This is a genomic window from Aquimarina intermedia (assembly GCF_008124785.1).
Taxonomy (GTDB): Bacteria; Bacteroidota; Bacteroidia; order Flavobacteriales; family Flavobacteriaceae; genus Aquimarina; species Aquimarina intermedia.
In genome coordinates this window covers 157953-181995 of record NZ_VNHU01000007.1, presented here as the reverse complement: position 1 = coordinate 181995, position 24043 = coordinate 157953, and the positions used below count along the sequence as shown (strand labels likewise).

The following is a 24043-nucleotide window of genomic DNA, read 5'->3' as shown; positions in this document are numbered from 1 at the left end:
CAAGAAACTTGATGGGATTTTTCTGTTTATTAAAAAATAGTTGTCTATGTATTCTTTTATAATTCCTGTTTATAACCGTCCGCAGGAGATTTTTGAACTGTTGGAGAGTATGGTAGCCTTAACCTTTGACAAGCCTTATGAAATAGTAATTGTCGAAGATGGATCAACGGAGGATTCAAAAGAATGTATAGCATGTTTCCATAACCAATTAGACATTAGTTATTATGAGAAGCAAAATACGGGGCCGGGTGATTCCAGAAATTACGGTATGCTAAGAGCAACAGGGGATTATTTTATTATTCTCGACAGCGATGTTATTCTGCCTAGCGACTATCTGTTAGCTGTAGATAAATATTTGTCTACTTCATTTGTGCATTGTTATGGAGGACCTGATGATGCACATGTAAAATTTTCAAAGCTGCAAAAGGCAATAAGTTTTAGTATGACGTCTTACTTAACTACCGGTGGTATACGAGGTAAAAAAAGTGCTGTAGGTAAGTTTCAACCGCGTAGCTTTAATATGGGGTTGTCCAGAGAAGCGTTTAATGCTACTCAGGGATTTGGAGATATCCATCCCGGTGAGGATCCGGACTTAACTATCAGGTTATGGAAACAAGGATATGAAACAGCTTTAATCGAAGAGGCTAAGGTGTTTCATAAAAGACGTATTTCATGGCATAAATTTTATATCCAAGTAAACAAGTTTGGATTAGTGCGACCTATTCTAAATTTATGGCACCCTAAGACGGCTAAACTAACGTATTGGTTTCCTGCTTTTTTTATTTTGTTCGTCATAGCTTCCATAATAGTAGCTTTCTTTTCCACTTGGGTTCCCTTAGCGTTTTTAGGGGTCTATCTTTTTATACTATGGGTGAGCGCCTTGCAGAAATACTCGAATTTTGGAATCGCGTGTATGTCTGTGTCCGCTGCTCTTATTCAGTTTTATGGATATGGTAGTGGATTCTTAAAATCTTATTATTATATTCATCTGTTGAAAAGAGATCCTAAAAAGCAATTTAAAAAGCTTTTTTTTAAATAAGAATTTTAGAAAATAACGTATGAATAGATTTTCATTTAAAAGAAACAATGTAAAGGTTTTTCTGTTTTTTTTGGTTGCGACATCTATACTTTGGCTATTTATTCAATTCTCAAAAAACTACACACGTACGCTCGAAGCGGATATTGTTTATATTAATATCCCAGACGATAAGGCTATAGATCCTACTAGTGATGCAAAATTGTTGGTTACTTTGGGTGGCAATGGTTTTCGATTAATAGCACATAGCTGGACTACACCCGAACTTGTTTTTGATTATAAAGAGAGTGCAAAAAAGAGGTCAAATGAATATGTGTTTGCGTTAGATAAAAAAGGTGATTTTATTAAACGGAAATTAGAATTCAAGGGAAATGTGATCGACCTTCAAAAAGATACTGTCTTTTTAAAATTACATACAATTTTTGATAAAAAAGTACCTGTACGTCCCAATGTGAGCTTAAAATATGCTGCCGGATATGGAAGTAGTGAAGGTCTGGAGATTCAACCGGATTCTATAATGCTTAGTGGTATTAAACAAGTATTAGACTCAATTAATTATGTAGTGACGACCTCACTTACCGTGGACGGACTAAAATCGAATTGGGAGGAAGAGGTGCCAATAAAAATGGACAGTCTGCAGGAGGTGGTAAATGTTGTTCCTAGAATTATAAACGCTTCGGTATCAGTAAGTAAATTTACTGAGGGGAGTCAGAATGTTCCTATAATTTTGGAAAATGTGCCAGAGAACGAAGAAGTAAAGATTTTTCCTAAAGAAGTTAAAATTGTTTATAGAGTAGGTCTAGATAAATATGATGATATCTCAGAACGAGACTTCAAAGTGATTGCAGATTATAGAGAGGCCTCTGAAAATAACGCGTTTCTTTTTTTGAAACTCATAAAATCTCCGGAAAAAATACATGACGTTCGATTGCAGGAAAAACAAATTCAATTTGTAATAGTGAATAAAGAATGAAAATTGTTGGGTTAACAGGTGGCATAGGAAGCGGTAAATCAACGATTGCAAATATGTTTAAAAGCCTTGGCGTGCCCGTCTATATAGCAGATATCGAGGCTAAGAAATTAATGAATAACGACCCAAAGGTACAACGTGCTTTAATAAATCTTTTTGGAGTAAAGGCTTATATAGAAGGCGCTCTTAATCGGACATTTATTGCCGATAAAGTTTTTAAGGATAAAGCGTTATTAGAAAAACTAAATGCCATTGTACATCCGGCAGTAGCACGGCACTTTGAAAATTGGAAAAACCGGCAAAACGCCAGATATGGTATCAAAGAGGTTGCGATCTTATTTGAAAATAAAGGCCAAGAGCAATGTGATCATACAATTCTTGTAACCGCTCCCGAAGAACTTCGTATCCAACGTGTTTTAGATCGTGATGACACTTCTGTTGAGAAGGTAAAACAGCGTATGAATAACCAATGGAAGGATAGTCAAAAAATTCCTTTAGCCGACTTTGTTATTCAAAATATTGACCTTAAAGAAGCCAAAAAACAGGTGCTGGAGCTTCATCAAAAGTTCATGGAGTAAGGCGATTATAGTGGGATTAGCCCATTTTGTTAACATTTGGTTAAACCGTAAAGTAGGTAAATGTTAAAGTCTTACTTTTGGTCTATGAATAAAAGGATATTCGTATTGCTAATAATCCTAATGAGTCTGTCACTGATCGGGATTATTTTTGTTCAAGGGTATTGGATAAACAATACGGTTGTTAATAATGAGGAACAATTTTCGTTTAATGCCAAGCAGGTACTTATTACTGTATCCAATAAAATTCAGTATAACGAATTTGAAGAAATATACTATCCCTTAAAAGAAATTTTGGATAGTATTGAGGAGCCTGATGATTCAACTATTAGACAGCTTCTTAATATTAGTATAGATAAAAGAACCAACAGAACGTTTTCATACAATAATGGTGCATTAGAGGATGATTATAAGCTTTTTTCTTCTTTTATTAATTTTGATATAGATACGATCAAGTTAAAAGATATTTTAAATCGTACTGCGGATATTGTTTCTGAAGAAGGAAAAGAAGAAAAGTCTAGTAAGAAGTCAAAACTCAAGATGCAGCGTATAAAGAGCCTAACTGATTTGCAACGCATGGATTATGAGATTGTTGTAAGTGATATTGCTAGTTATATACCTATTCATCGCAGAGTAGATAAGAAAGAAATTCGATCGATGATTCAGAGAGAGTTAGAGGAGCGCGACATCAACGTGGATTTTGAATATGCCATTTATAGTAATGCCTTGGCAACCAAAATTCGGTCTGAGGATTTTAGTTTAGATTATGCCAATACATATGCTGTTCCGTTGTTTGTCAATCAGGATGGCGAAAGTAAATATCAATTGTACGTAAAGTTTACAGATAAAAAACAATATGTGCTTTCTTCAATCAGAAGTATGGCGTTATTATCCATTGTGTTTACATTGATTATTGTAGTTGCCTATTCCAGCGCTTTATCCCAACTTATGCAACAGCGTCAAATTTCGCAAATTAAGACAGATTTCATCAACAATATGACGCATGAACTTAAGACACCTATAGCGACTATAAATCTGGCGTTAGATTCGATAAAAAATCCAAAAATTGGAAGCAACCCGGATAAGGTAAAGCGTTATATGAATATGATCCGGGAAGAAAATAAAAGAATGCATGCTCAAGTAGAGAATGTTCTTAGAATATCTCAATTAGAGAAAAATGAATTGAACATACCCAAAGAGCGGATGAAACTTCATGATCTTATAGAAGATGCCATTACACATGTGTCGCTGTTGGTTGAGGATAGTGGAGGTTATATTAAGACGCATTTAGGTGCGTTAAAATCATCTGTGTTGGCTAATGATAATCACTTTACCAATGTGCTTGTGAATATACTCGACAATGCAGTTAAATATTCTGAAGGTGCTCCAAAAATAGATGTATATACAGAAAATGCCAAGAACAGTATTATAGTTAAAATAAGAGACCAGGGTATTGGTATGAGCAAAATTGCTCAAAAGAAAATATTTGAAAAATTTTTTAGAGAACATACGGGAGATCTTCACAATGTCAAAGGGCATGGTTTGGGATTAACCTATGTAAAAAGAGTTGTAGATGACCATCATGGTCAAATATGGGTGGAGAGCGAAAAAGGAAAAGGCTCCACTTTTATAATTAAATTACCGTTAATATCTTAAAAATATGGAAACAGAGAACAAAAAGATTTTACTTGTAGAGGATGATCCAAACTTTGGAACAGTGTTAAAGGACTATCTTATTATGAACGATTATGATGTGGTTCATGCCAAGAATGGTATGGAAGGCTTCGAAAAATTCAAAAAGGACGATTATGACATGTGTATTCTCGATGTTATGATGCCTTACAAGGATGGATTTACTCTAGCTAAAGAAATCAGAGATAAAAATGAAGAGATTCCTATCATCTTCTTGACTGCAAAGGCAATGAAAGAGGATGTTCTTAAAGGATATAAAGTAGGAGCAGATGACTATTTGAACAAACCGTTCGACAGTGAAGTTTTATTGATGAAAATTCAAGCAATCATGCAGCGCAAAAGCACTGAATCAATTGCTGACAGTAAGCAGTTTGAATTTAATGTTGGAGGGTTTCACTTAAATTCTAAACTTAGATTTTTGACCTATAAGGATGAAGAGGCGATCAAATTATCACCTAAAGAGAATGAGCTTTTACGTCTACTGGCTTTACATCTTAATGATTTAATGCCAAGAGAATTAGCATTGACAAAGATCTGGCGAGATGATAACTATTTTACTTCCAGAAGTATGGATGTATATATCGCAAAATTGAGAAAATACCTTAAAAAAGATGACAATGTGGAGATTCTTAACATCCACGGAGAAGGGTTCAGACTTGTTGTAAGAAACGAGGAAGCCTAAGAAAAGTTTTAACGGTAATCTTTTGAGGAAGAAACTCGTTGTTGTAACGAATAATCTACAACGAGTTTTTTTCAATGAAGGATAAAATTTCTTCACGATTCGTGTCGATATCAAACCATGTTATTTCTTTATCTTTTTTAAACCACGTGAGCTGTCTTTTTGCAAATCTACGTGTATTTTTTTTGATCTCACTAATAGCAAAGTCTAGTTCCCATTTTTTGTCTAGATATGAGAACAGTTCTTTGTAGCCCACTGTATTTAGTGCATTTAAATTTCTATACTCATATAAAGTCGAAACTTCGGTCACAAGACCTTCGTTCACCATTTGATCTACGCGATAGTTGATTCTATCGTAAATAATAGATCTTTCGGCGGTGAGACCAATTTTAATGCACTTAAAAGGTCTGGTTTTTTTGTTTTTGGTTAAAAAAGAAGAATAGGGTTGACCACTACTTAAGCTTACTTCTACAGCACGCATGACACGATGTGTGTTAAGAAGATCCACTTTATTATAATACATCGGATCAAGAAGTTTTAATTGCTCCTGTAAGGCTGTTATTCCTTTTTCATTATAGAGCTGCTGAATTTGAGATTTAGTAGTTTCATCAACTTCCGGAAATTCATCCAACCCATTGACAATTGCATTAATATACAAGCCGGAACCACCGACCAGAACTATATTTTTATTTGCTTGGAAAAGGGAAGTAATTAATTGCATCGCATCTTTTTCAAAATCTCCCACGCTATAAGGTTCGTGTATGCTGCGATGTTGAATAAAATGATGAGGAATAGCGGCTAATTCTTCTGGAGAAGGTACAGCGGTACCTATATTCATTTCTTTAAAGAATTGTCGACTATCTGCAGAGATAATCTCGCACTTTAGATGCTTTGCGATAGCGATAGCTAAACTTGTCTTGCCAATAGCAGTTGTTCCGGTTACGACTATTAAATTTTTATTCATTAAAAAGTGTGTATCCGCAGTTATGACAATATTTTGCATCATTTTGATGCTTATCTTCATTACAGTTTGAGCAAACCTGTGTGTTGTTGCGCAGAGGAATAGTTTTTTTATTTGCGGCATATTCTGCACTAACAATACCTGTAGGCACAGCAATAATACCATAACCCATGATCATAATGATTGCAGCTATCAGCTGTCCGAGTGGGGTGACAGGAGCGATATCCCCAAAACCAACGGTGGTAAGGGTTACAATACACCAATATACACTCACAGGGATATTTTTAAATCCGCTTTCTTCTCCTTCTACGATATACATGAGGGTTCCCATTATGATACAAAGTACCAAGACTGCAAATAGGAAAACTAAAATTTTAGGTCGACTATCTTTTAATGCTCTGGTCAGTTTATTAGCTTCTCCGATATATCTCGTAATTTTTAATATTCGAAAAACTCTTAGTAAACGTAGTGCACGAACCGTTAGCAACGCATTAGACCCAAGTATGAAAAAAGATAAATATAGCGGAATGGTCGATAAAAGATCAATGATACCGTAAAAGCTGAATATATAAGATGTTGCTTTTTTAATAGAGATTACTCGGGCTATATACTCAATAGTAAAGAAAATTGTAATGATCCATTCTGCGTACAACAGAAAATCGTACATTTTTTCAGACAAACCTTTGACACTTTCCATCATTACAAAAATGATGCTCAGAATAATTAAGATTAGTAAGACAACATCAAACAATTTACCTGCAGGAGTATCTGCTTCATAAATTATTTCATGAATTTTCTCTCTCCAGTTTTTTTTGATGTTTTCAGTCAAGGCTTAGTTTTAAATAAAAGTAAATAAAATTAACTTTCTTTACTAATCGTAATGAAAGTGTTATTTTCTATATTAACGACTAATTCAAAAAACTTTTTAAGTATAGGGTAATATTCTGTAGGGTAATATGAAGAATTAAAATTAATTCTATAAGTGATTAAAAGCTGTTGGCCGTTCTGGTTATAACTTACCCCGACTTTTCCCAAATTATTTGGAATGGAATAGTATGAATTTTTGGGCGTGTCAATAAAATTATATTTGTCTGGAATTTCAAGGGATATAGAATATGTGTAGGTGTCCTTAAATCCGAAATCTACAGGGAAACTTCTTTCAGTTAGCTTGAAAGGATTTTCTTTAAAAAAAGGCTTTGTAAATGGTCTTACATAAATTAGGCCATCTATTTCTTCTGCTAACCTATTAAATGAAAACTCTTCTTCAAAGGGCTTGTCTGAATTTTTTCTATTATATAATTTAAGATCATGTATAGTTAAATCAACATTGCGAGATTTTATTTGTTCTATAAACGCATCTTTGCCAATTTGGTCTATTTTTTTTCTTTTATAAAAGCCGGGGTACCCTAGGTAGGTATATTTGGCAACCCCCATTAAGTTGAGCTCCTTGTCTAGTTTGATTTCTTCTTTGAAGAAGTGAAGAGATCGTTGAGTAGGTTTTAAATCCACCCATGAACTACCATTTTTAAAATCTAAAAGCCTTCCGTATTGATTCAAACATCTATATGGGATTTCTCCAAAGGTTAGAGCTTTTTCTGTTCCATCTAATAAATATTTCTTACCGTTAATTGATATCTGTACGATTATATAGTTGAAATCAGTTAATATTGGATAATTTTTTGTTGCATAGCCATTTTCTCTAGTTGACAATAGAATAGAATTGACTTTAAAGCCTTGTTGTTTTAGGGCGTTATGAAGTAGAATATTAATTCCAGCAACGTTTCCAGTTTTAGTTTTCAAAACATCTTGTATATCACCATATCTGAAAATTTCATATTTATTGTTCCATACGTAGTTTTCTGTGAAATAGGTATATAGTTTTTTAGCTTTTGATAGAGTATTAGGAAGTACCTGTAGCGAATCTGGGAAAATATCCTTTGTTGATTTTACTTTCTTTAGTTGAAGGCCTATTGTTCGTTCTTTTTGTAATTGCCTGTCAACATTTTTCCATGTTTCACTATACTTCTTAACGCTTCCATCAAAACCTTTGAACACTTTTAGTTCATATTTGATACGAGAGAAATAATTTTTTTTGGCAGTCATATATTTCTCAGTCTTAAAAGCTGGGATATCTTTCATAACATAGGTATTGTGAACACAGTCGGAAGCCCCTCCCATGCCAACTTCGAGACAATTTTTTATGATGGACGATTTGTTAGTTTCTAATTTTAAAGTTCCAACTAAACCTATGTTATAATGGTAATTTCCAGGAAGATCCGATACGTACTCACTGTACATTTTTGGAAGAGAATTTTGAAAGTCCCAGCCATTAAAATTAAATATGAATGGAGATTCAATTTGGTATTTATAAGTTAGTACAGAACCAGGCTGCACCTGCGGAAAAGTGAATTTAACAACAGTATAATTTTCGTTATAAATTTCTTCGAAAATTTGATCTTTCTGGATACTGATTTTGGTTATTTTTCCATCATCAATGTTATGTGTGAAGGCTTCTAAATTTCTGTAACGTTCTTTTCTTGCCTTGTTTCGATACAAAACAAATTCTACGGTAGAATGCTCAAATCCTTGCTCATTCAAAATTTTTATTTTAGCCTCGTAGTCTGTTAGTAAGTTGTATTTATTACCATTTTGTATCCGACTATATCCTTTTTCATAGATGAAAAATGCATTTGCGGTACTATCTTTATCATATGAAGTATTGTTCAAATCAGAATTACTAACAAGGATATTTCTATAATTATATGTTTCTTGGGAAAAAAGTGATGAACTTAAAAGGAAAAATAATAAGATATGAGTAATTTTAGTCATTATAAGTTGGTTTTATAATTTTTAAACGTTTATGTTTTCTTGTATAGCTTTGTATGATATGCTGGATGTCTGCATCGTGTTGCATTGGGGTGATAATAGTTTTTAAGATATCAATTTTTTGGATTTGATAGTTTAAATTAAAAAAGCCGATACCCTTAAACTCTCCTGCTTCTATTAAAATTGCGCTTTGTTCGTCAATTGCACGTCCTCGATCAATAATAATCATATCATTTATTGCAAACGAGTTACGCTCAATCAATTGTTGAACTCTTCGATTATAAGATTCTGCAGTTTCTTGGCATGTACAAGCCTTTTGACACTTATCAGTATGTGTTCCAGAACACTCGCCATTTCCTGAATCTAAACCCATGTATCGCTGACATAAATTAAACTCATCGGTCCAACGGTGCATATAGGATTTTGCCTGTTGCCTATTGGTGAAAGTCGTTATTGGTGCGACGTCTTTCAGTAATTTATGGACTTGCAGGTTCATGTAACCATTATGATCAAGACTTTGATACAGTCCATAATCAAATTTTGCTTTACGAGATGTTCTATTGTAAGCCGGCTTATTGACTCTAATTTCTTGTGCTTCTTTTAGCAAAGCAACCAATTCACTACCTGTAGTTTCAAAAGTTACACGATCAACTTCTTCCTGAATTTTTCTAGACTTTTTGTTTTCACTGGTAAAATGCTGATTGAGTCTGTTTTTAATATTTTTACTTTTACCAATATAAATGATTGTTCCTGCTGCATTGTGTATATAGTACACGCCCGTTACTGCCGGAATATCGTCCAAAATTTTTAAAAGCTTACCGTTAACCTGTTTTTTAGTTTCAGTGCGAACTGATTGGGTTATAATGGTTTTCTTTGTGTCCTTAGCTAGCAGTAGCTTGAATAGCTTTATTGTAGCTAAAGCATCTCCATTGGCGCGGTGACGGTCGGATAGGGGGATACCCAGGCTTCGCACTAATTTTCCTAAACTATAGGAAGGTTGATTCGGAATAAGCTCTTGACTCAATTCGACGGTGCACAACGATTGACGTTCATATTCAAACCCTAGTCTACTAAACTCAGTTCGCAAAATCCTATAATCAAAACTCGCGTTGTGTGCCACAAGAATACAATCTTGAGTTATTTCTACAATGCGTTTAGCGATCTCATAGAACTTAGGAGCATTACGAAGCATATTATTATTAATCCCGGTTAAGTTAACTACAAATGGTTGTATGGGCTTTTCGGGATTTATTAATGTGATAAATTGATCAACTACTTCCTGACCATCAAATTTGTAGATAGCAATTTCAGTAATTCCTTCTTCATTATACTTTCCTCCCGTAGTTTCTATATCTAATATTGCGTACATAAAATTGATAACGGAGTTTTAGACCTTGTTTTACACTCCTGGTAAATAAGTTTTAAATTACTTGTAAATTCGTTCTCCAAAAATTTTACTTCCCACTCGCACCATAGTACTGCCACGTTCAACGGCAAGAGGATAATCTCCGCTCATCCCAATAGATAAAGTTGTAAACTCCGGATATACTTTTGTTAAGTCCTGATAAAAGGTGTGAATAAAGTCAAACTCGGTAGCAATCTGTTTTTGGTTATCAGTATTTGTTGCCATACCCATCAGACCAATTACCTTGACATTTTTAAAAGCTTTGAAGGTGTCAGAATTTAGTAATTCAATAGCACGATCTTTGTCTAGTCCAAACTTTGAATCTTCTTCGGCAATTTTGATCTGGAGAAGGCAATTTATTGTTCGGTTATTTTTTATAGCTTGTTTGTTGATCTCTTTTAGTAATTTGATGCTGTCAACGGCGTGTATTAAGCTTACATAAGGAGCCATATACTTTACCTTATTGGTTTGTACATGACCAATCATATGCCATTGGATATCCTTGGGCATTGCCTCCCATTTATCCGTCATTTCTTGAATTTTATTCTCTCCAAAAACACGTTGCCCAGTGGTATACGCTTCCATTAAATCAGCAATAGGCTTTGTTTTGGATACAGCCACCAAGGTAATAGATTCGGGCAAGCTGTTTTTTATTTCATGTAATTTATTTTGAATACTACTCATAAGCTGCAAAGATACCTTTTTTCAAGATATAGCGTATTATATAGAGAGATCAATAACTATTGCTAGGTTTACTACTCATATTCATATATAGTTACTCCACTACGTAATTTCGGTTCTATATAGGTGCTTTTTGGAGGCATAGTCAAACCTTGATCGGCAATATTTTTCATTTGATCGACTGTCGCTGGAAATAAACCAAAACCAACAGTAAAATCTCCACAATCTACTTTACTCTTTACGTACACAAAGCCTTTTTTTCCATGTGAATATTCAATACGATTGTCAGTACGCAGATCTTTTATATTTAAGATAGGATCTAAAATAGTTTTAAATAAAATTTGAGCATCGAGTTCAGCAAGGGCATCTGTAAATTCATACTTGGTCTTTCTTAGATAAAGGGAATAGAATTCACCATCCAGATACATACTGAAATGATGTTTTTTGGAGGGTTTATAAATGTCAATACCTCTGTTTTCTATCCGATACCACTCATCCAATTTTATCAAGAACTCTTCTTTGCTCAAACCATTCAGTCCTTTGACAAGACGATTAAATTCAAAAATTTTAAGATGTGATTCAGGAATTAAATAACTCATAAAAAAGTTATAAGTTTCGGTACCTTTATGTTCCGGATTTTCTTTTTTCATATCCTCGGTTAAAAGATGTGAAGAAGAGGATCGATGGTGGCCATCTGCAATATAGACTGCATCAATAGTGGCAAAAGCTTCTTTTAGACGTTTTATCAGTTTTTTACTGTCAATTACCCATAAGAAATGCGTGTCTCTGTATGTTGTTGTAAACTCGTATTCGGCACGCTCCTGAATCACCTCAAAAATGATATTGCTGATTTCATCATTATCCGGATACGTAAGTAAGACGGGTTCGGCATTAAAGCCTACTGTCTTTAAATACTCTTTAAAAGTATGCTCCCTTTCCTGTAGCGTGTCTTCATGTTTTTTAATTACATTTTGTTCGTAATCTTCAGCACTTGTAGCTGCGATAATACCACAAAAAGAGCGTTGTTCACGATTTACAATTTTGTACACGTAATAACAGGGGGTACTTTCTTTTTGAAAAATCTGTTCTTCTTTAAACTCTAAATATCGGTTCCGTACAAGTTTATAGCGTTCTTCTCCGGAAATCTCTTTGTGGTATTTGTAACCGGGATTGATGATGTGTAAAAATGAGAAAGGATTGTAATCCATTCGTGAGTCGCGCTCATCAGGCGTGTAGCTTTGATAAGATCTTGAAGCGATCAAACTAACTTTATCACGTGTTGGGCGAACTGCTTTGAATGGATGTACCTTTGCCATTATAAAATTGTTTTAAGAACTAAATTGTGCTGAAACTTTCTCTGCTTTGCGACTCTCAGCATAATTGTAAAAACCTTCACCACTTTTTACCCCTAATTTACCGGCACGCACCATATTTACCAGTAAAGGACATGGAGCGTACTTAGGATTTTTAAATCCATTATACATCACTTCTAAAATAGATAAACAAACATCTAATCCTATAAAATCAGCCAATTGTAATGGTCCCATAGGATGTGCCATACCCAATTTCATCACTGTATCAATTTCTGAAACACCAGCAACACCATTGTATAATGTTTCAATAGATTCATTAATCATAGGCATTAAAATTCGATTAGCAACAAAACCGGGGTAATCATTAACCTCAACCGGAATTTTACCTAATTTTTTGGACATCTCCATAATTTGGTTTGTGACATCATCGGTAGTATTATAACCTCGTATAATTTCGACTAATTTCATGATTGGTACAGGATTCATAAAATGCATTCCTATTACACGCTCGGGACGATTTGTAACCGCTGCAATTTGTGTTATAGAAATTGAAGAAGTATTGGTAGCCAGAATTGTTTTTTCTGGACAAGTAGTATCTAAATCTTTAAAGATTTTCAATTTAAGATCCACATTCTCTGTAGCTGCCTCAACAACCAAATCTGCATTTTCTACACCTTCTTCTATAGAAGTTATGGTGGTTATATTAGCAAGCGTTGCATCTTTATCAGCGGTAGTAATTTTTTCTTTAGCTACCATACGGTCAAGATTCTTAGTGATAGTCGACATGCCGCGCTCCAATGCAGCATCAGATATGTCGATTAAATTAACCTTGAAACCTGTTTGAGCAAATGTATGTGCAATACCGTTACCCATTGTTCCTGCGCCTATAATTGCTATATTTTTCATTGTATGTGTATTAATTAACTATGTATTTATTTTTTAAAACATGAGATGATTTGCAAAGCTACTTGTAATGCTCTGGCTCCATCCTCAAGCGACACTATTGGCATAGTATCATTTTTAACTGCTTCTGCAAAATAATTTAACTCATCTAAGATTGCATTATTAGTCGATACTTCTGGATTATCAAAATAGATTTGCTTTTTAATCCCTTCTGCATTCTGTAAAATCATGGCAAAATCATCCGGATGTTCCGGAGCTTCTTTCATTTTTACCACTTCACATTTCTTTTCAAAAAAGTCAACAGAGATGTATGCATCCTTTTGAAAAAATCTGGATTTTCTCATGTTTTTCAAAGAGATTCTACTAGCTGTGAGGTTGGCAACACATCCATTCTCAAACTCGATGCGTGCATTTGCAATATCCGGAGTTTCACTAATAACCGAGACGCCGCTGGCACTGATCTGTTTAACGTCTGATTTTACAACGCTCAATATAGCATCAATATCGTGGATCATTAGATCTAAAACTACAGGCACATCCGTACCCCGCGGATTAAACTCTGCCAAGCGATGTGTTTCTATGAACATAGGGTTCTCGATTTTTGAAGCAACCGAGGTAAAAGCAGGATTAAAGCGCTCCACATGACCTACTTGTCCTTTTACCTTATGTTTTTTGGCTAGTGCGATTAAAATATCTGCCTCTTCAACAGTATTCGTTATAGGTTTCTCTATAAAAATATGTTTTCCAGCTTCAATCGCTTGTTTTGCGACATCAAAATGAGCAAAGGTTGGGGTTACAATATCCACCATATCCACGGCTGCAATAAGTGCTTCGGCAGAATCAAATAATCGATACCCAAATTCATCTACGATGGCTTGTGCTTGTTCAAGATTCGGATCATAAAATCCTATAAGTTGATAATTTTCGGATTGTTCTAAAAGTCTTAAATGGATTTTTCCAAGGTGTCCAGCACCTAATACTCCGGCTTTGAGCATAATTCAAAGTTTTACACAAAAATAGTATTATTTATAAATTTTGATTCCTATTTGATCGTAAAATGCAAAATATTCGTTTTATGCCAAATTTGTTAGGAAATCCTTAAAATGTTTATGTAATTTTAGCGTGCTAAACGACCATGATGAAAGCCAGAGATACCATACGCCATGCGGGAAAACGCAAACAGCTTGTAGACTTGTTAGTTAAAAAGGGAATTCAAAATAAAGCAGTACTTGCTGCGATCAATGCAATTCCCAGACATCTTTTTATGGATTCAAGTTTTGAAGATCATGCCTATCAGGATAAAGCATTTCCCATTGCAGCAGATCAAACGATATCACAGCCATATACCGTGGCTTTTCAATCAGCGTTGTTAGAAGTACAGCGTGGAGATAAGGTATTGGAGATAGGTACAGGTTCAGGATATCAAACTGCTGTATTATGTGAGCTAGGGGTGAAAGTCTATAGTATCGAGAGGCAGCATGAGTTATTTAGAAAAACCAAAACTTTCTTAACTAAGCTTGGATACCGACCCAAATATCTTTCTTTTGGAGATGGCTATAAAGGTTTAGAAGAATATGCACCTTATGACGGTATCATCGTTACTGCTGGAGCTCCTTATGTTCCTAAGCCTTTACTTAGCCAACTTGCTATTGGAGGCCGTCTGGTAATTCCGGTAGGTGATGATCCGCAAATCATGACACTTTTTGTGCGTACCAGTGAAACTGAGTATCAAAAAAGAGAATATGGTGAGTTTCGTTTTGTACCTCTATTAGAGGATAAAAATTAATTTTAATTCAATGCATTTACAACTTTCTAGAAAGCACGATTAGATGTATTTCCTGAGAACCGTCTGCTCTCGAATAAGGTTTACGAATAATTTCAATTAGCTCAAAACTGTGTCTATTCAACATGGTACGTAAGGTGGTTTCGCTATGATAGTACACATACATCTGATCGCCTGTACTTCCCGTTATATAACCCGACGTTTCATAATCTCCTTCCAAAGTGCTCAGATAAAGTATGCCATTAGGTTGTAAAAGCTTGTATGAATCATGAATAAATTGACTCACATCGTTATTAGCAAGATACGGTAAGCAAAATCCACAGAGGATAGCATCATACAAAGAAGATAAAGTTTGAATTTCTCGTGCATCCAATACGCCACAAGTAGCTGTTGGATTATTGATTTTAGCCAGCTCGATCATGGATGGCGCGATATCGTATGCTTCTATATTGAGAGTGGGTTTTTTATTGAGCAGATAGCTAGTAATGTTTCCGGGACCGCAACCAATCTCCAATATAGTAACGTTAGGCTTAGATAAGGTTGTCAAGAAAAGATCGTAGGAGTTATTGTATAACTCAAAATCCATAAATACTTCCTGATACTTCTTAGCTACCTTGTCCCAACTCTCAAATGTTATTTGGTATGGATCCATAAATTTCTAATTCGTTCTACTTACTATGGTTTACTGGAGCGAAAAATTTTTTCAAATCCATCGTACACGGCAAGGTGTAGTGCATCACCATGACGCTGATTCTCCAGATATTTAAAATATATATTATCGTAATTGGTCGAACGACTTTTTAACATATCATATAATTTTTTAGCGCCCGATTCCATGATGGTTCCTTCTTTTCCTACAGTAATATAGATCGTTTTTTTCGCTACAGGTTTCCTAGGCATCAAGGATAATATAGATTCATTATCCCACCAAATACTGGGGCTTACAATAATATAGTTATCAAAAAGATCAGGTTTTTTAAAAAGTATTTCTGTAACCAACAATCCTCCGAGAGATTGCCCTATTAAAGTGCTGATCTCATTTATTGGATAAGTGTTTTTAAGCAAAGGTTGCAACTCTTGTTCAATAAATGTTATAAATTTTTCTGATCCGCCCGTGGTAGGAAAATCTTGTTTATCCTGCTCGACAGTTGTTGGATAAGTAAAATCTCTTTTTCTGTCTACATTTTCAATACCGACAACAATAGTTTCAGGAATCATATTAATCCAAGAGAAGGAACCAAATTGTACGATACCGGCAATATGAATAAAATCTTCGTTACCGGACCCATCAAGTAAATAAATAACGGGATACTTTTTACCTGTATTTTTATTATAAGAAACAGGAAGATAAATGTTTATTTTTCTTGATTCATTCAATATTCGCGACTGAAATGTAAGTGTCTCGCCTATTGAAAAAAGTGTCTTGTTCAAAGATAAATTTTGGCCTTGAGAGTAACTGTCAAAAGGCAGGACACTGCTTATGGCACATAGAATTATCAAAAATAATTTCATAGTCAAAATATAAGGTATCAGTTAAAGGTACATATTTATCATAAATTTTACGACTAAGATTAGTCAAGAAGATTTAAGAATTTAAGTCCAAAAATAAAAGCGCCCTCTTGCATATTATTTTGATTAGAGATCACGTAATCAAGGCGAAGTAATTTAAATTTGCCTACCCCTAAATTATCAATACCAATAGAGTACTCTGTGTAAGGCTTAATAGCTGGAGTACTCAAAAGATGTGCACCTAGCACGAGATTCCAATTGAGTTTATTAAGTAAAGGGAATTTTCCTAAAATCCATCCTTTAAAATCGTGCTCTACATGAGCTTCGAGATATTCAGTATTTGTACTATTGCTATAATAGGGGGATAGATTAAAGGTGTTTAGATAGTTTGACGTAGTACCTATTCTTGTTTGATTACCATTTACATGATGATAATCTATAAACGCAATATCGTTGGCATTAAAAAAATAACCAGCTTTTATGTGATAGCCAAATCTTCCTTTGTTGCCTGTGGCAAAACTTTGTAATAGCCGCGCTTTAATTTGGTCAAAATTATAATTTTTTTCAGAGGCTCCAAATCCTTTTTCATAGGTCAAAAAAAGTGTTGGATAGGTGTCGTTGCCAAGGTTAAATTTTCCATCTGGATAGCTTAAATATTCCTGTCCAAAATTAATTCGCGTGGATACATTCGCTTTCACAATAGTATGTTCAATAAAGGGAGCATCCATAAAGTTTTCTGGAAGCAAGGGATTGTTACTTGTATACGCTTTATCTTCATAAGGAATGATCACCTGATCTGTGTTGTTAAAAAGGGGTGTGCGTCTCTCATAAGAAAGGGTTCCATGCACACGAAAGCCATTAAAGATTTCTTCGGCATACGAGGCTTCAGCAAATTTACGCTCGTAGACTTTTATATAATTTCTTTCAAATAAGGTTGTTGTGATATCGTTGATGAGGGGGGATATGGGCTCAGAAGCATTAAATTGTTGGACCTTGATTCCCCCAGTAATTGTCAGCATAGCTTTTGAAAAATTATTAAAGCGCTGTTGGTATCCAAAAGTTCCGCGTAGACGGTCATCACCAAATCCGTACTTGGTGGTGGTATACAATTTCCAAAAGGTGTTGCGGGAATCTTTTTTATTTTTCTGAAACGAAGTTTCAACACCTATGTTCCATCCTTGTATGGTGTTAAAGTGGGTGCCTAGCAGGGGAGCGCTTATATCTATTTTCCAATCTTGAAAAGAGTTGTCGTAACTATATCCCAGTAGCGGATTTAATAACGACGGACGATTGGTGACACGATCAATAGAGTCCAGGTATTTTTGTGAAGTTCGAACTTGTTGTACGCTGTCCTTTTTAATATAATCATTAAGCTCCTCATCAGTGAGAGGGACTGGTCTAATGCCGGTCCAATACAAACTATCTTTCTCATTGGCAGCCTTTGAAAATGATAAAATCTCTTTAGTAAAGTGATTCTTGTCAAAATCAGGATTGAAATCATAATTACTGTATACAGCAGTAAACCTTCCATTACCGGAAACACCAAAGAAAGCAAAGCTAAAATCAAGCGTTTGTGATATGCGCACCCATAGTTTGTCTTTTTCTGAGTAGGTGAAATTTTGCTTAAAAATTAAATTTTCAATAGGTGGTATTTGAACAGCTTCTCCGGTGGTGGTAAGGTCAATTCCAAAAATCTCCCAATCATCTTCAATAATGTAAATATATCCAGAAAAGACACGATCTTTTTTACGTTTTGGTTGCACTTCAATCTTATTGATTAAGTTTCCCCGATCATCAAAAAACACTCCTTCGAGCGTATACTCATAATAATTAAAGGCATAATCAGCAATGGGTGATACGATCTCACTATTTAAACGAATAGTATTTTGATAAAAGCTAATATTTGATTCTCTGGCACTGTTAAGACTGAAACCGTTATCGTTACCACTGACTTTTGAAGCAATAATTTTTTCCTGAAAATTATCCGGAGCTTGATAGGCAATTTTTGATATGGTTTCGCTCAAATAAATAAGACCACTGCGTGTAGAATCCAGTCCGCCATTGAAGTCCCCTATCTTTTGACCTAAAATTTGTTTTGGGGCATTGGCAATTCGCCAAAGTCCCCGTGAATAAAAATCGGCAGTGAATTTTTTGGTTTTTGCTAAATTTACTTTACGGTATTTAATTGCTTCACGAATAATTCGATTTGCAGGATTCTCTTGGGTGCTAACAACTACGGTTTCCAAGCTCGTAGTTTCAGTTTGTAGCCTAATGTTTAGGATATAAGGATTTTGTGTTGGAGTAACTTTCTTTTTAAGTGTTTTGAAACCAAGAAACTGAAACACTAAGGTTTGTTCTGTGTTGAGGTTAGTTTCTATGGCGTAATTACCATCTTCATTAGTCGTAGTTCCAAGATATGTATTTTCAATGTAGATATTAACATAAGGGAGTGGAGTCCCTTTAATATCAGTAACTTTACCTACAACTTGAGCGGTTAGTAGTTTAGAAACTATAAAAAATAGGAGAAGTATTTTGATCTTCATGTAGCGATTATAGATCACCAAGATACTTCAATTTAACATTTGCAAGCGTTAAGAATTATCTAAAATCCTTTTTGATACGATCCAGAGATCGTTTGTTGTCCCGGTCTTTGATGCTTTCTCTTTTGTCATACAATTTTTTACCACGCGCTAAAGCAATGTCAAGTTTAGCTAAACCTCTGTCATTAACAAATAATCGTGTTGGAATGATGGTTAGTCCGGAGTTTTTAACCTCTTTTTCTAATTTCTTCAGCTCTGTTTTATTAAGCAATAACTTTCGTTCACTTTTGGGATTGTGATTAAAGTAAGTAGCATGTGAGTACTCTTCGATATTCATATTGATCACAAAGAGTTCTCCGCCATTATGAAACTCACAAAAGCTTTCAGCTATACCAGCCTTTCCTTCGCGAATGGCTTTTATCTCAGTTCCTACAAGTTTAATGCCTGCAGTATACTTATCGATAAATTCGTATTCGAATTTGGCCTTTCGGTTAAGTATATTGATTTTGTTTTGTTTCATACGTATGGATGCATCAACTGTTGAAAAGAGTACAAAAATACAAAGCTTTCAGAATATGAAAGCTTTGAAAAGTATAAATATTTTATAAGATCTTAGAGTTCTTGAAACTGAAGGGATGAAATTTTCCCATTTTCAGACAATAATAGTTCCATTGACAGGTTTGCATTATCAAATGTAGCAGAATAGCTGTACACCGGACCTTCGGTTTTTACGAAAGTGAGTGATTTCAGATTTCCGAATTGTTTAAAGCATCCTTGAACAAAGCGGGTAACTCCTTCTTTGGTCATTCCTTCTTGCATTTCTGGGGCATACATATCAAAGATAGCATCAACATTTTGTGCATTAAATTGTTCCTGAAAAGAAGTAGTAACCTTCTCATAACTTGCGGCATCTTGCGCAAAAGTTGATAAGCTCACTATACTTATAAGTAAAAGTAAAAAATGTTTCATAGTAGAAAGATTTAGGAATTGCAAAGTAAAAATCTTTTTGATTATTTAAAAATAAATATTTTCCGTAATTCTTTTAAGGTTTTTCCCTTAATTTCGACCTCTCAATAAATAGGGTTAAAGTCGATGAGACTTTATAAATAATTTTAAGCACATGAAATCATCATTATCTTCAATATGTATAGGAGTCTTTCTTAGTTTGTTTACTACTGTAAGAAGTCAAGATGCAACGCAAATACTTAGCAAAGCGATAGCGGTAGCAGGAGGAGAAAATTATGAAAAGGCAATTGTTCATTTCGCTTTTAGAGATAAGAAGTATCGCAGTCAACGTAAAGAAGGAGTGTTCTCATTGGAAAGGGTACAGTACAGCTATAATAAACAGATAAAGGATGTCGTATCGAACCGTGGATTACAACGGTTTGTAAACGGGTGTGAGACAAAAGTAGCAGATTCTTTAATTACAAAAATTAGTGACGGAGTCAATTCAGTACATTATTTCGCCATGTTACCTTATGGATTGGATAATAAAGCCGTAAATAAAAAACTGGTGGGAACATCTCAAATTGATAATAATGAATACTATAAAATTTTAGTAACATTTGATCAAGAAGGTGGTGGGACAGATTATGAAGATAAATTTATGTACTGGATAAATAAAAAAACGTACACCGTGGATTATTTGGCATATAAGTATGCAGTAAATGGTGGTGGAACAAGATTTAGAAAAGCCATCAATCCGCGCGTGGTGAATGGTTTACGATTCGTCGACTACATAAATTACAAGACAGATATTTTGAAAGTACCTCTGGACCATTTAGACAAGATGTTTGAGACAAACAAGCTACAAGAAGTGTCAAAAATCCTGCTTGAAAACATAAGCGTTTATCTTCCGAAAACTTAAAGTAGTAAGGCTCCGAAATGTTGGTTTCAGAGCCTTTAGCACTTTTTAAACTTACAAAGAATTCAGTAAAATCACTTCAAAACATACTGATAATTGCAACATTTCCTGTCCCCGTTTGAATTGATGTACTGGAGAGTAAGTTACCGTTTTGTAATAAGCTGTGGCTGTTAGCGGTTCCAATTTGTTGACTTCTTCCATAATTTAATATACCATCCTGCGTCATTGAAGACACATTTCTTACACCTCTTTGATACTGAATAGCTTTAGTTCCAGCGGTCAACTTGTCACTTCCTTGAATAGCTCTTGCAATATTTAAATTTCCATATTGAACTTGTTCAATAGAATTAGCTCTACCAAAATATTGCTTACCTACTACATTATTTTGAGATCCGGATTGAAGTTGTTTTATCTTATTTGATACTCCAGCTACCTGATTTGCTTCCGCTTTATTCTTATAAACGCGTTGAACCTGCTCAATTGAATTAAAACTGCCTCTATTCTGATAGCCATTAGCTTTATTTTCATTTCCTATCTGATTTTGAACTATATTATTTCTTCGTCCTAAAAAGTGATAAGCTCCTGCATTATTTCTCTCACCGGATTGATATTGATCAATTCTATTTACAATTCCTGTATCGTGACCAAAGGCATAGTTGTATTTACCATATTGAACTTGACGAATATAGTGACTATCATCATATCCCTTTGCGTACGCTCTGTTCTTTGTACCGTTCTGGTATTGGTAGATAGTTCCATTTTCCAGCTCACCGGATTGCAATGCATAAACTTCATTAGAAAGGCCAAACTGCGTTTGAGATATTGAACTAGTGGTTGCTTTCTCTTGCTTAGCATTTGCATTATTGGACGTTCCTCTTTGGTACTGATAAATCTTATTTCTTTTACTCTTTTCCTGCAAGGCTGTAGCGTTGTTTTTACCTCCATATTGCCGTTGATTAATCAAATTTTCAGAAACGCCAACTGCCTGTTTTGCATCAAGTGTATTCTCATTACCATTTTGAAGTTGATAAACACGATCTTTTGTACCATCCTGCACCACTTCAGAAGTATTTTTATTTCCTTTCTGTGTAACATTGGAATATTCATTGATCGATGCTGCATCGCCAAATCCTTGTCGTACTTTCACTTTGTTGTCATCACCCTCTTGTACGACGTAAGAGTATTTGTTAAGACCTGTTTGAGCGGCATCCGCTACATTGTTAACACCTGTTTGTGTAACATTGTTTACACTTTGAGCATAGCAAAACGCTGTGCCAAATACTGCTAAAATTAAAATTGCTTTTTTCATTGTTAAGGTTTTTATAGTTAAACTTAATTATGAAAAAAGAGAATATGTGGGATAGAGATAGGGTAAAGTTAATAAAATATAACATTCAAAAAATCAACTATTTAGATTTTTCGACAAGACGTAACTATTTGCTTTTATAATGTTCTTTCTGTAAGCTATTTCGTTCTATTAAATATTATCTCCTAATACAGAGTTTGTGATACATATTAGAGAATTTTCCCCAAATTAAAATGGTGAGAATTCCCGTAAACAGAAAATAAGTTTTCGACGTAATGTATAGGGTTTTTGCAATAATTTATTTGAAAGAGTAGGTTTTATCAAAAACTTCGTCATCTTTCATGGTAACAATAAAGAGTTTGCTGTAATCATCATCCGCAATATCAGTATAGGTATCCTTGCCTATTATTTTATTGATAAAAATAGGAGTAGTGTTACTATGTCCCACTACTACTACTGTTTTTCCCTTAGTTTTATCCCGAAAACTTTTAGAATATAACTTTGAAGCTTTGTACTTTTGAATTTTTAGATCAAATCTATCAGCCACTGGTTTTGCAGTTGAAATTGTTCTGTCATAATCTGTACTATATACTAAATCAACATTACTTGCAATACTGTCAATGATATGTGCCCATCGTAGCGCACGTTCCAGACCTGCTGGAGTCAAAGCTGGATTATTATTGGCGGGATTACTTAAATCTTTCTCAGCATGACGAATAAAAATATAGGTTGTAGTTGCATCTGATTTTTCTTGACCACAACTAAGTAAGGTGCACGAAATGAGTAGTAAAACAAATATTTTTTTCATATCATTATTTTTCTAATAAAAGTTCTAATGCAATAAGCTGATTTTTTTGAATTGATCTAGGATTAAAATTATTATCAGAAATAAGCAAAAGCGTTTGATTTCCGTTCTCTAATTTTGGTCCAAAAGTTATACCTTCAATATTATCTATGCTTTGATCTGTTAACTTTGACATTACCGATTCGAAATCAAAAAGCAGTGTTTTTTTAGCGACCTTAAATGTATTATTTTTTAAAGATACAAAATCCAGTGTATTTGTGGTGTTTTTTATAGGGGCTAAATATAAGCGTACTGTATTTCCATGTCTACCATATCCAACACTATAAGAACGCTCCAGGACTAGAAATGAATCAGCGGTTAGCTGAAGTATATCAGTCACTCCATTAACTCCAAATTCAGCTTTAGGATCTTTAGCTAGTTTATCTAAGGAATACACAAATTGACGTGTAGCTTGTTTAGTCTTGTTGTTAAAATAGGTAAAACGTACAGGGGCTCCATTACTAGCATAACTAGGCTCTTCTCCATCATTCACCAGCGGAAGTTCCATAGCGGTCCACAAACCTTTTTTGTCTTTTGATAAAGTTATAGCTTCTAAGGTGCCATTGTGTCTCGGGAGGTTATCACTATTGCTCGAAGGTTTAAAATATGAAGGTAAAATATAATGGTCGTTAAAATCCCCAGCGATATTTTGAGTGTAAATAAACGGGTCTTTATTATGCTTAATAGAACCTTCACTGGATATAATTATCTTATCCGTACTGTAGAACCTAATACCTTCTAAGTCAAAATGCTGTTTGTCTAAAAATGAATCACTTAAGTTTTTTAGATATATTATACTATCAAAACGAACATTTTGAATTTGCTTATTAGCGATGTTAATGGAAGCGGTATAATAATGAGGTGATATTGGGTCGTCACTGATGAAGACGTAACTGTCAAGAATTGGATTATAATCAAGACCGGAGAGTCCGCCAATTTTATTTTTGGTAAATAGGGAGTCGTTTTCTATTACGAATTCATCCAAGAAATTAATGGAAACTTTTTTTTGTTCAGCAGTTCTAATAGTGTTGCATTTGGATAAAGCTAAAACTAGACCGAGTAAAACTAAATAACGTATTAAAATTACTAAATTTTGGTGCATAAAGTAACAGATTATTAAGACAAGTATAAGGAATTTTTGGCTTTGGATTGGAGG

Annotated in this window: 23 protein-coding genes; 7 read left to right on the top strand and 16 right to left on the bottom strand. The window is 34.5% G+C overall.

Going from position 1 to position 24043, the window contains the following annotated elements; translation table 11 throughout:
• Positions 1-46 precede the first annotated feature (46 nt).
• The 5 genes from BD809_RS11610 to BD809_RS11590 all read left to right on the top strand — a co-directional run bounded on the left by BD809_RS11610 (position 47) and on the right by BD809_RS11590 (position 4955).
• The gene (locus BD809_RS11610; protein WP_148783142.1) at positions 47-1039 is read left to right on the top strand and encodes a glycosyltransferase; all 993 of its coding nucleotides are present in this window, start codon (positions 47-49) and stop codon (positions 1037-1039) included.
• A 19-nt stretch (positions 1040-1058) separates the two neighbouring features.
• Complete coding sequence (locus tag BD809_RS11605) at positions 1059-2009, top strand: CdaR family protein (protein ID WP_148783141.1); 951 nt, start codon at positions 1059-1061, stop codon at positions 2007-2009.
• Positions 2006-2584, top strand: a complete 579-nt coding sequence (gene coaE, locus BD809_RS11600) for a dephospho-CoA kinase (RefSeq protein WP_148783140.1) — start codon at positions 2006-2008, stop codon at positions 2582-2584. The genes BD809_RS11605 and coaE overlap by 4 nt, the downstream gene beginning before the upstream one ends.
• Before the next feature lie 84 nt (positions 2585-2668).
• The gene (locus BD809_RS11595; RefSeq protein ID WP_148783139.1) at positions 2669-4237 is read left to right on the top strand and encodes a sensor histidine kinase; all 1569 of its coding nucleotides are present in this window, start codon (positions 2669-2671) and stop codon (positions 4235-4237) included.
• Positions 4238-4241: 4 nt separating this feature from the next.
• Positions 4242-4955: a response regulator transcription factor gene (locus BD809_RS11590; protein WP_148783138.1), complete on the top strand. Its 714-nt coding sequence runs from the start codon at positions 4242-4244 to the stop codon at positions 4953-4955.
• Between the two features lie 55 nt (positions 4956-5010).
• Here the strand turns inward: BD809_RS11590 and miaA are convergent, their stop codons facing one another.
• The 8 genes from miaA to BD809_RS11550 all read right to left on the bottom strand — a co-directional run bounded on the left by miaA (position 5011) and on the right by BD809_RS11550 (position 14036).
• Positions 5011-5916: a tRNA (adenosine(37)-N6)-dimethylallyltransferase MiaA gene (miaA, locus tag BD809_RS11585; protein WP_148783137.1), complete on the bottom strand. Its 906-nt coding sequence runs from the start codon at positions 5914-5916 to the stop codon at positions 5011-5013.
• The gene (locus tag BD809_RS11580) at positions 5909-6742 is read right to left on the bottom strand and encodes an ion transporter (protein WP_148783136.1); all 834 of its coding nucleotides are present in this window, start codon (positions 6740-6742) and stop codon (positions 5909-5911) included. Before BD809_RS11580 ends, miaA begins: the two co-directional genes overlap by 8 nt.
• A 29-nt stretch (positions 6743-6771) precedes the next feature.
• A complete protein-coding gene (locus BD809_RS11575) occupies positions 6772-8742 on the bottom strand; it encodes a DUF3857 domain-containing protein (protein ID WP_148783135.1) in 1971 nt (656 codons plus the stop codon).
• Entirely contained in the window at positions 8735-10108 is a 1374-nt protein-coding gene (locus BD809_RS11570; protein ID WP_148783134.1) for an exonuclease domain-containing protein, read from the bottom strand. Before BD809_RS11570 ends, BD809_RS11575 begins: the two co-directional genes overlap by 8 nt.
• Before the next feature lie 57 nt (positions 10109-10165).
• The gene (locus BD809_RS11565) at positions 10166-10828 is read right to left on the bottom strand and encodes a YggS family pyridoxal phosphate-dependent enzyme (protein WP_148783133.1); all 663 of its coding nucleotides are present in this window, start codon (positions 10826-10828) and stop codon (positions 10166-10168) included.
• 71 nt (positions 10829-10899) lie between these two features.
• Entirely contained in the window at positions 10900-12141 is a 1242-nt protein-coding gene (locus tag BD809_RS11560; RefSeq protein ID WP_148783132.1) for a DUF1015 domain-containing protein, read from the bottom strand.
• A 12-nt stretch (positions 12142-12153) separates the two neighbouring features.
• Positions 12154-13044 (bottom strand): 3-hydroxybutyryl-CoA dehydrogenase, encoded by an 891-nt coding sequence (locus BD809_RS11555; RefSeq protein WP_148783131.1) that lies wholly within the window; start codon positions 13042-13044, stop codon positions 12154-12156.
• Between the two features lie 26 nt (positions 13045-13070).
• Complete coding sequence (locus BD809_RS11550) at positions 13071-14036, bottom strand: Gfo/Idh/MocA family protein (protein WP_148783130.1); 966 nt, start codon at positions 14034-14036, stop codon at positions 13071-13073.
• A gap of 143 nt (positions 14037-14179) precedes the next feature.
• Here BD809_RS11550 and BD809_RS11545 point away from each other — a divergent pair, with 143 nt between their 5' ends.
• A complete protein-coding gene (locus BD809_RS11545; protein WP_148783129.1) occupies positions 14180-14827 on the top strand; it encodes a protein-L-isoaspartate(D-aspartate) O-methyltransferase in 648 nt (215 codons plus the stop codon).
• Between the two features lie 16 nt (positions 14828-14843).
• On the opposite strand, the gene BD809_RS11540 is transcribed toward BD809_RS11545, so the two are convergent.
• The 5 genes from BD809_RS11540 to BD809_RS11520 all read right to left on the bottom strand — a co-directional run bounded on the left by BD809_RS11540 (position 14844) and on the right by BD809_RS11520 (position 19842).
• Positions 14844-15476 carry a class I SAM-dependent DNA methyltransferase gene (locus BD809_RS11540; RefSeq protein WP_148783128.1) on the bottom strand — a complete coding sequence of 211 codons (633 nt, stop codon included), beginning with the start codon at positions 15474-15476 and terminating at the stop codon, positions 14844-14846.
• 23 nt (positions 15477-15499) lie between these two features.
• A complete protein-coding gene (locus BD809_RS11535; RefSeq protein ID WP_246131521.1) occupies positions 15500-16255 on the bottom strand; it encodes an alpha/beta hydrolase in 756 nt (251 codons plus the stop codon).
• Positions 16256-16395: 140 nt separating this feature from the next.
• Positions 16396-18876 (bottom strand): DUF5686 and carboxypeptidase regulatory-like domain-containing protein, encoded by a 2481-nt coding sequence (locus tag BD809_RS11530; RefSeq protein ID WP_148783126.1) that lies wholly within the window; start codon positions 18874-18876, stop codon positions 16396-16398.
• A gap of 55 nt (positions 18877-18931) precedes the next feature.
• Entirely contained in the window at positions 18932-19393 is a 462-nt protein-coding gene (smpB, locus tag BD809_RS11525; protein ID WP_148783125.1) for an SsrA-binding protein SmpB, read from the bottom strand.
• Positions 19394-19485: 92 nt separating this feature from the next.
• Entirely contained in the window at positions 19486-19842 is a 357-nt protein-coding gene (locus tag BD809_RS11520; protein WP_148783124.1) for a DUF3887 domain-containing protein, read from the bottom strand.
• Between the two features lie 151 nt (positions 19843-19993).
• Here BD809_RS11520 and BD809_RS11515 point away from each other — a divergent pair, with 151 nt between their 5' ends.
• Positions 19994-20740 (top strand): DUF6503 family protein, encoded by a 747-nt coding sequence (locus BD809_RS11515; protein ID WP_148783123.1) that lies wholly within the window; start codon positions 19994-19996, stop codon positions 20738-20740.
• Between the two features lie 76 nt (positions 20741-20816).
• On the opposite strand, the gene BD809_RS11510 is transcribed toward BD809_RS11515, so the two are convergent.
• From BD809_RS11510 to BD809_RS11500, 3 genes are all read right to left on the bottom strand, one after another.
• Entirely contained in the window at positions 20817-22046 is a 1230-nt protein-coding gene (locus BD809_RS11510; protein WP_148783122.1) for a hypothetical protein, read from the bottom strand.
• Between the two features lie 295 nt (positions 22047-22341).
• The gene (locus BD809_RS11505; protein ID WP_148783121.1) at positions 22342-22851 is read right to left on the bottom strand and encodes a SixA phosphatase family protein; all 510 of its coding nucleotides are present in this window, start codon (positions 22849-22851) and stop codon (positions 22342-22344) included.
• Positions 22852-22855: 4 nt separating this feature from the next.
• A complete protein-coding gene (locus BD809_RS11500; protein ID WP_148783120.1) occupies positions 22856-23989 on the bottom strand; it encodes an esterase-like activity of phytase family protein in 1134 nt (377 codons plus the stop codon).
• Positions 23990-24043: the final 54 nt, after the last annotated feature.